The organism is Pseudomonas sp. NPDC087598 (genome assembly GCF_044743525.1).
Classification (GTDB): domain Bacteria; phylum Pseudomonadota; class Gammaproteobacteria; order Pseudomonadales; family Pseudomonadaceae; genus Aquipseudomonas.
On record NZ_JBIUWQ010000104.1, the window covers coordinates 1 to 8,642 of the forward strand.

The 8,642-nt window shown below is 58.0% G+C and carries 7 protein-coding genes; 6 read left to right on the plus strand and 1 reads right to left on the minus strand.

Features of this window, described 5'->3' with window-relative positions; translation table 11 throughout:
* The coding region (locus tag ACIOWE_RS29145) for a transcriptional repressor (RefSeq protein ID WP_401398385.1) at positions 1–331 on the plus strand (331 nt) is incomplete at its 5' end.
* A gap of 75 nt (positions 332–406) precedes the next feature.
* Here the strand turns inward: ACIOWE_RS29145 and recN are convergent.
* Positions 407–2,080 (minus strand): DNA repair protein RecN, encoded by a 1,674-nt coding sequence (gene recN / locus ACIOWE_RS29150; protein WP_401398387.1) that lies wholly within the window; start codon positions 2,078–2,080, stop codon positions 407–409.
* Between the two features lie 240 nt (positions 2,081–2,320).
* On the opposite strand from recN, the gene grpE reads away from it, so the two are divergent.
* The 5 genes from grpE to carA all read left to right on the plus strand — a co-directional run bounded on the left by grpE (position 2,321) and on the right by carA (position 8,538).
* The gene (grpE, locus tag ACIOWE_RS29155) at positions 2,321–2,887 is read left to right on the plus strand and encodes a nucleotide exchange factor GrpE (protein ID WP_103303213.1); all 567 of its coding nucleotides are present in this window, start codon (positions 2,321–2,323) and stop codon (positions 2,885–2,887) included.
* Between the two features lie 102 nt (positions 2,888–2,989).
* Positions 2,990–4,906, plus strand: coding sequence for a molecular chaperone DnaK (gene dnaK / locus ACIOWE_RS29160; protein ID WP_025110460.1), 1,917 nt, complete (start codon positions 2,990–2,992; stop codon positions 4,904–4,906).
* Positions 4,907–5,203: 297 nt separating this feature from the next.
* A complete protein-coding gene (dnaJ, locus tag ACIOWE_RS29165; protein ID WP_201235511.1) occupies positions 5,204–6,328 on the plus strand; it encodes a molecular chaperone DnaJ in 1,125 nt (374 codons plus the stop codon).
* A gap of 9 nt (positions 6,329–6,337) precedes the next feature.
* Positions 6,338–7,144 carry a 4-hydroxy-tetrahydrodipicolinate reductase gene (dapB, locus tag ACIOWE_RS29170; protein ID WP_201235509.1) on the plus strand — a complete coding sequence of 269 codons (807 nt, stop codon included), beginning with the start codon at positions 6,338–6,340 and terminating at the stop codon, positions 7,142–7,144.
* Between the two features lie 257 nt (positions 7,145–7,401).
* The gene (gene carA / locus ACIOWE_RS29175; RefSeq protein ID WP_401398389.1) at positions 7,402–8,538 is read left to right on the plus strand and encodes a glutamine-hydrolyzing carbamoyl-phosphate synthase small subunit; all 1,137 of its coding nucleotides are present in this window, start codon (positions 7,402–7,404) and stop codon (positions 8,536–8,538) included.
* The last annotated feature ends 104 nt before the right edge of the window (positions 8,539–8,642 follow it).

Consider the following 8,642-nt stretch of genomic DNA (forward strand, 5'->3'; position numbering starts at 1 on the left):
CGACTCTACCGAGCAGCGTCACATGAGTGCCGAGGACGTCTACAAGGCGTTGATGGAAGCTGGCGAGGACGTTGGTCTGGCCACGGTTTACCGTGTTCTGACCCAGTTCGAAGCAGCTGGCCTCGTGGTCCGTCACAATTTCGACGGTGGCCACGCGGTTTTCGAATTGGCCGACAGTGGCCACCACGATCATATGGTCGATGTGGAAACTGGTGAGGTTGTCGAATTCGTCAGCGTGGAAATCGAAAAGCTTCAGAAGGCAATTGCCGACGAGCACGGTGTCGAGTTGGTGGATCACAACCTGGTGCTTTACATCCGCAAGAAAAAGTAAGCATGTCGCGCGAATTTCACATTCGCGAAACGAACGAAGGCGACCCAAGGGTCGCCTTCGTGCTTTCTGCTGTACTTAAACTTTCGCGGTAACGACCATTTTTTTCGCGTGAGCGAGTGATTCTTTGGTCAAATCGATGCCGCCCAGCATTCGCGCCACTTCTTCTATACGGTCGTTTTTGCTCAGTTTAGAGACGGCCGTGTGCGTTGCCTCTTCTCCACGTACCTTGTGCACGAACAGATGCTGGTGACCCTGCGCCGCGACTTGTGGCAGATGCGTAACGGTCAGCACCTGCCCGCGATCGCCGAGGCGACGCAACAGTTGGCCGACAATTTCCGCCGTCGGACCACCAATGCCCACGTCGACTTCGTCGAACACCAGTGTCGGGACACGGGATGTCTGCGCAGTGATGACCTGGATCGCCAGACTGATTCGTGACAGCTCACCGCCGGATGCGACTTTCGCCAGCGCCTTGAGCGGTTGACCGGGGTTGGCACTGACCAGCAATTCGACCTGTTCGAGCCCGTTAGGCAGGAGTTCGTCGCTGCTGTTGGCTCGCAACTCGATGGTAAATCGACCGCCAGGCATGCCCAGGCGCTGAATCTCCAGCTCAACAGCGCCGGCGAGACTGCCGGACGCCTGATGACGCAAATCACTCAGCTCCCGTGCCTTCTCCTGATAATGGCGGGCGTAAGAGGCCAGCTCTTCGCCTAATCGCTCGATGGATTCGTCGTTGGCGTTGAGTGTTTCGATTTCATCCAGCAGTTTTTGCTGCATTTCCCCGACTTCGGTCGGCTGAATACGGTGTTTGCGCGCCAGCGTGTAAATAGCGTCGAGGCGCTCTTCCAGATATTGCAGGCGGGCCGGATCGGCGTCGAAGTTGTCGAGGAAACGATTGAGCTCACCGACCGCTTCTTCGACCTGGATCTGTGCGCTGGTCAGCAGGCTGCTGGCTTCGCCCAGGGCGCCAACGGAGTTGTTCACACTCGACAGGCGATTGAGGCTGGCGGTCAACGCGTTCAGCACATTGCCTGAATCGCTTTCGCTGCACTGTTCGACCACTTGTCGGCAGATGCCAAGCAGAGTTTCGGCATTGGTCAGGTTCTTGTGTTCCTGCTCCAGTTGTTCCAGTTCGTTATCACCAAGCCCCAAATTTTCAAGCTCTTCGAGCTGATAGCTGAGCAGTTGATGGCGGGCGCGTTGTTCATCGCCGGAATTGGAGAGACGCTCCAGTTCCTGGCGAGTCTGGCGCCAACGCTGTGCGGCGAGCTGAACCTGACGGGCCAGATCGGTGGCGCCAGCGTATTCGTCGAGCAGACGACGGTGGGTATCGGTTTTCAGCAGGGATTGGTGTTCGTGCTGGCTATGAATGTCTATCAGCAATTCGCCGAGAGCCTTGAGATCGCCAAGCGGGCAGGGCGTGCCGTTGATATAGCCACGCGAACGGCCCTCCGAGGTGATAACCCGGCGCAGGATGCAGGGGCCGTCGATGTCCAGATCGCGCTCGGCCAGCCAGGCGCTGGCTTCGGGAATGTCACCGAGGTCGAAGGTCGCCAGAATATCGGCCTTGTCGGCACCAGGGCGGACCACGCCGCTGTCGGCGCGATCGCCGAGGGTCAGGCCCAGTGCGTCGAGCATGATCGACTTGCCAGCGCCGGTTTCCCCTGTGATCACGCTCATCCCGCGATCAAGTTCGAGATCGAGATGTTCAACGATGGCGTAGTTGTGTACGGACAGGTGCACCAGCATAAAGGCCGCTCCCAGGCTTTAGGTCTGGTTATTTATACAGTGTTTTGTTTCGGGCTGACAATGCCCTCGCTTAGCTCGATTCGCTTGAACAGAAAATCTTCTTAGCGCATCGAGGAATGAGAAAGCGGCACTTTTTTGTAGGGTTAATGCTTGAAAGCCCTTGAAGCCTGATTTTGCGGCCCCATATATCGGGGCAGAAGCGCGAGTCGAACTCGCGGACGATATTGAAAGGAGAATTCTATGGCTGACGAACAGACAGTAGATAAGCAAAACCCAGAAGCCAATCAGGCGCCCGAGGGTTCGGGTGACGACCTGGCGACCCGTGTACAAGTGCTCGAAGAGCAATTGGCCGCCGCTCAGGATCAGTCTCTGCGTGTCGCTGCCGATCTGCAGAACGTCCGTCGTCGTGCCGAGCAGGACGTCGAAAAGGCGCACAAGTTTGCCCTGGAAAAATTCGCCGGCGACCTGCTGCCGATCGTTGACAGCCTGGAGCGCGGCCTCGAGCTGTCGAACCCGGACGACGAAAGCATCCGTCCGATGCGTGAAGGCATCGAGCTGACGCTGAAAATGTTCCACGACACCCTCAAGCGTTATCAGCTTGAAGCGATCGATCCGCATGGCGAACCGTTCAATGCCGTTCAGCATCAGGCAATGGCCATGCAGGAAAGCGCCGACGTAGAACCGAACAGCGTTCTGAAGGTGTTCCAGAAGGGCTACCAGCTCAACGGTCGCCTGTTGCGTCCGGCCATGGTTGTGGTCAGCAAGGCGCCGGCGCCAATTTCGCCTTCGATTGACGAGAAGGCTTGAAATTAGCCGCAAGGCCCCCATTTAGAAGTCAAGCGTTTAAGTGCTACCGCAGTCAGCCACCACTGCTGCGGCATCCAAATCCAAAGTTTCGGGAGAGTTAACATGGGCAAAATTATCGGTATCGACCTGGGGACTACCAACTCCTGCGTCTCCGTGCTGGAAAACGGCAAGGCAAAAGTTATTGAAAACGCTGAAGGCGCGCGTACCACGCCGTCGATCATCGCTTACGCCAACGATGGCGAAATTCTGGTAGGTCAGTCGGCCAAGCGTCAGGCCGTGACCAACCCGCACAACACTCTGTACGCAGTAAAGCGTCTGATCGGTCGTCGTTTCGACGAAGAAGTTGTGCAGAAAGACATCCAGATGGTCCCTTACAAGATCGTCAAGGCTGACAACAATGACGCCTGGGTTGAAGTGAACGGCCAGAAAATGGCTCCGCCACAAATCTCGGCTGAAATTCTGAAGAAAATGAAGAAGACCGCCGAAGACTACCTCGGCGAGCCAGTGACCGAAGCGGTGATCACCGTTCCGGCCTACTTCAACGACAGCCAGCGTCAGGCGACCAAAGACGCCGGCCGCATCGCCGGTCTGGACGTGAAACGTATCATCAACGAACCAACCGCAGCCGCTCTGGCTTACGGTATGGACAAGGCCAAGGGCGATCACACCGTGATCGTTTATGACCTGGGTGGCGGTACTTTCGACGTCTCCGTGATCGAGATCGCTGAAGTTGATGGCGAGCACCAGTTCGAAGTACTGGCCACCAACGGTGACACGTTCCTGGGCGGTGAAGACTTTGACATTCGTCTGATCGACTACCTCGTTGACGAATTCAAGAAAGAAAGCGGCATGAACCTCAAAGGTGACCCGCTGGCCATGCAGCGCCTGAAAGAGGCTGCTGAGAAAGCCAAGATCGAGCTGTCGTCCGCTCAGTCGACCGACGTCAACCTGCCGTACATCACAGCAGATGCGACCGGTCCTAAGCACCTGAACGTGAAGATTTCGCGTGCCAAGCTCGAAGCACTGGTTGAAGATCTGGTTCAGCGCACCATCGAACCTTGCCGCATCGCCATGAAAGACGCAGGTCTGGACGTTGGTGCGATCAACGACGTGATTCTGGTCGGTGGTCAGACTCGTATGCCGCTGGTACAGAAGCTGGTTACTGATTTCTTCGGTAAAGAAGCTCGTAAAGACGTTAACCCGGACGAAGCTGTTGCCATGGGTGCCGCGATTCAGGGCGCTGTTCTGGCCGGTGACGTGAAAGACGTTCTGCTGCTCGACGTCAGCCCGCTGACCCTGGGTATCGAAACCATGGGCGGCGTGATGACTGCGCTGATCGAGAAAAACACCACGATTCCTACCAAGAAATCGCAAGTGTTCTCGACTGCCGACGACAACCAGGGCGCCGTGACCATTCACGTCCTGCAGGGCGAGCGTAAGCAAGCCGCACAGAACAAGTCTCTGGGCAAGTTCGACCTGGCCGACATTCCACCCGCTCCACGTGGCGTGCCGCAGATCGAAGTGACCTTCGACATCGACGCTAACGGCATCCTGCACGTTGGCGCGAAAGACAAGGCTACTGGCAAGACTCAGTCGATCGTGATCAAGGCCAACTCCGGTCTGTCCGACGAAGAAATCGAGCGCATGGTGCGTGACGCCGAAGCCAACGCTGAGGAAGACCGCAAGTTCGAAGAGCTGGCCGCTGCCCGTAACCAGGGTGATGCACTGGTTCACTCGACTCGCAAAATGGTTGCTGACGCGGGCGACAAAGTCACCGCCGAAGAGAAGACTGCGATCGAAGCGGCTGTGGTTGCTCTGGAAGCCGCTGTCAAAGGCGACGACAAGGCTGCCATCGAAGCGAAGGTTGAAGAGCTGTCGAAAGTCTCCGCTCCGGTTGCTCAGAAGATGTACGCCGAACAGGCTCAGCCTGCTGAAGGCGCAGCACCGCACGACGAGAAAGCTGAAAAGGCTGACGATGTTGTCGATGCCGAGTTCGAAGAAGTAAAAGACCACAAGTAAGTTGTTGGTCGGCCGGTTGACTGCCTTTAGGCAGTGACTGGTAGGATGTCGCCGCGCGGGAGCTAGCTCCCGCGTTGGCGTATCTGGAATACGCGAATTTTTACAGCATGCGACAAAGCTCGGATGCTGGTGGTATGGCCGAAAATGCTCCTGCTTTTCGTGCCGAAAGTACCGTATGAAACAAAGACCAGGATCGTTGAATTGACGTGAGTTGGGTCCGGGCCTGTATTGGGGCTCAACGAGTTTGGCGATCCTCAGGAGGGGTTTGCCGGACGTCCTCAAGAGTGCAGAAGACTTATGGCAAAGCGTGACTATTACGAAGTATTGGGTGTTGAGCGTGGCTCAAGCGATGCAGACCTGAAGAAGGCCTATCGCCGTCTGGCGATGAAGCACCACCCGGACCGTAATCCCGATGACAAAGCATCGGAAGAGATGTTCAAAGAGGCCAACGAGGCCTATGAAGTGCTGTCCGACTCCAGTAAGCGTGCGGCGTACGATCAGTACGGTCACGCCGGTGTCGACCCAAGCATGGGCGGCGGCGGTGCCGGTTTCGGTGGTCAGAACTTCTCTGACATCTTTGGCGATGTCTTCAGTGATTTCTTCGGTGGCGGTCGCGGCGGTTCCCGTGGCGGCGCCCAGCGTGGCAGCGACTTGCGCTACACCCTGGAGCTGAATCTGGAAGAAGCGGTGCGCGGTACGACCGTGAATATCCGTGTGCCGACGCTGGTCAATTGCAAGCCGTGTGATGGTTCGGGCGCCAAGAAAGGTTCTTCGCCGTCGACCTGCCCGACTTGCGGCGGCATCGGTCAGGTGCGCATGCAGCAGGGCTTCTTCTCGGTGCAGCAGACCTGCCCGCGCTGCCATGGCCAGGGCAAGATCATTTCCGACCCGTGCGATTCCTGCCACGGTGACGGTCGCATCGAAGAGTACAAAACCCTTTCGGTCAAAGTGCCGGCTGGCGTTGATACCGGCGACCGCATTCGTCTGTCCGGCGAAGGTGAAGCGGGTACTCAAGGTGGCCCGACTGGTGATCTGTACGTGGTCATCAATGTCCGCGAACACGATATCTTTCAGCGCGACGGCAAGCATCTGTTCTGCGAAGTGCCGATCAGCTTCGTTGATGCAGCGTTGGGTGGCGAACTGGAAATTCCGACCCTCGACGGTCGCGTCAAACTGAAAATCCCCGAAGGCACTCAGACCGGCAAGCAGTTCCGCGTTCGCGGCAAGGGCGTAGCGCCAGTGCGTGGCGGTGGTGCGGGCGATCTGATGTGCCGTGTGGCAGTCGAGACCCCGGTCAACCTGAATCGTCGTCAGCGCGAATTGCTTGAAGAATTCCGCAGCTCGCTGGCCGATGACAACAGCCACTCGCCGAAAACCACCGGTTGGTTCGACGGTGTGAAGCGCTTCTTCGGCGATCTGTAAGGAGTCGGCATGCGACGTATAGCTGTGATGGGCGCCGCCGGGCGCATGGGCAAGATTCTGGTCGAGGCCGTGCAACAGCGCGCGCCACTGACCGGTTTGACCGCCGCAATCGTGCGTCCTGGCAGCACGCTGATTGGTGTGGATGCCGGTGAGCTGGCTTCGCTGGGGCGTATCGGTGTGCCGTTGTCCGGTCATGTGGAGTCGGTGGCGGAAGAGTTCGACGTGTTGATCGACTTTACCCTGCCGGAAGTCATGCTGAAAAACCTGGCGTTCTGCCGCAAGGCTGGTAAAGCCATGGTGATCGGTACCACCGGGCTGGATGCTGCGCAGAAGAAGTTGTTGGCCGAGGCAGGCAAGGACATACCGATCGTATTCGCCGCCAATTTCAGTGTCGGGGTAAACCTGTCGCTGAAACTGCTCGAGATGACGGCGCGAGTGCTGGGTGACGATGCCGACATCGAGATCATCGAGGCTCATCACCGGCACAAGATTGATGCCCCTTCAGGCACGGCTCTGCGCATGGGTGAAGTGATTGCCGATGCGCTGGATCGTGATCTGCAGAAGGTTGCGGTCTATGGCCGTGAAGGCCATACCGGTGTGCGTGAGCGTGAAACCATCGGTTTTGCCACCGTGCGCGGTGGTGATGTGGTCGGTGATCACACGGTGCTGTTCGCCTGCGAGGGCGAGCGTCTGGAGATCACTCATAAAGCTTCAAGTCGCATGACGTTTGCCAAGGGTGCGGTGCGTGCCGCGCTGTGGCTGGACGGTCGCGAACCGGGCCTTTATGACATGCAAGACGTGCTCGAACTGCACTGAGTCATGCTTTCATCCAGCGCAAACGCCCTGTTTGCGCTGGATTTTCACCACCGAGCGACGTCCTGTCGCATTCTCCGGCCTTTGAGGCTCTTTAGCGGTGGACCAAAAAAGCCTTTTTCTGTAAGCTACAGCTTTAGTGTGTCCACTAAAAGCGCGCAGAATAATTCAGTGAAGAAGCGGGGTGACGTGTCCATACGTCACTCCGCTTTTTTACAACCTGCGATTGCCCTTTCATGCGTTATTTACGGGAGGTCTTCTTGACTAAGCCAGCCATACTCGCCCGTGCTGATGGCAGCATTTTTCGCGGCGAAGCCATTGGAGCCGACGGTCAGACCGTTGGTGAGGTGGTGTTCAACACCGCAATGACCGGCTATCAGGAAATCCTTACCGATCCTTCCTACGCCCAACAGATCGTTACCCTGACTTACCCGCACATCGGCAACACCGGCACCAACCCGGGCGATGCCGAGTCCGATCGCGTCTGGTCCGCTGGCCTGGTTATCCGTGACCTGCCACTGGTAGCGAGCAACTGGCGTAACACGATGTCCCTGTCCGACTACCTGAAAGCCAACAACGTTGTGGCTATCGCTGGTATCGACACCCGTCGCCTGACCCGCATCCTGCGTGAGAAAGGCGCACAAAACGGCTGCATCATGGCCGGCGACAACATCTCCGAAGAAGCTGCCATCGCCGCCGCGCAAGGCTTCCCGGGCCTGAAGGGCATGGATCTGGCGAAAGTCGTCAGCACCAAGACCCAATACGAATGGCGTTCGACTGTCTGGGACCTGAAAACCGACAGCCACGCGACCATCGAAGCCTCCGAGCTGCCATACCACGTCGTCGCCTTTGACTACGGTGTCAAGGTCAACATCCTGCGCATGCTGGTCGAGCGCGGCTGCCGCGTTACTGTCGTGCCGGCGCAAACGCCTGCCGCCGACGTGCTCGCACTGAAGCCGGACGGCGTGTTCCTGTCCAACGGCCCTGGTGATCCGGAGCCATGCGACTACGCGATCCAGGCGATCAAGGACGTGCTGGAAACCGAGATTCCGGTATTCGGCATCTGCCTCGGCCACCAACTGTTGGCTCTGGCCTCCGGCGCCAAGACCCTGAAAATGGGCCACGGCCACCACGGTGCTAACCACCCGGTGCAGGATCTGGACACTGGCGTGGTGATGATCACCAGCCAGAACCACGGTTTTGCGGTAGACGAAGCAACCCTGCCAGCCAACGTGCGTGCGATCCACAAGTCGCTGTTCGACGGCACCCTGCAAGGCATCGAGCGCACTGACAAGAGCGCGTTCAGCTTCCAGGGCCACCCTGAAGCGAGCCCGGGCCCGAACGATGTGGCGCCACTGTTCGACCGCTTCATCAACGAGATGGCCAAGCGACGCTAAGCGTTCGCCTTGAGACTGTAGAGAGAAGCCCTTGAGGGCGGCCCCGAATCCGGCGGCCCCCTCGGGACTTCAGAAATCGATCAAGACGGCTTGCCGACTGACCT

Bases quoted from the DNA above. Each gene is read 5' to 3' on its own strand.
- recN (WP_401398387.1), bottom strand. From the start codon at position 2,080: ATGCTGGTGCACCTGTCCGTACACAACTACGCCATCGTTGAACATCTC.
- grpE (WP_103303213.1), top strand. From the start codon at position 2,321: ATGGCTGACGAACAGACAGTAGATAAGCAAAACCCAGAAGCCAATCAG.
- dnaK (WP_025110460.1), top strand. From the start codon at position 2,990: ATGGGCAAAATTATCGGTATCGACCTGGGGACTACCAACTCCTGCGTC.
- dnaJ (WP_201235511.1), top strand. From the start codon at position 5,204: ATGGCAAAGCGTGACTATTACGAAGTATTGGGTGTTGAGCGTGGCTCA.
- dapB (WP_201235509.1), top strand. From the start codon at position 6,338: ATGCGACGTATAGCTGTGATGGGCGCCGCCGGGCGCATGGGCAAGATT.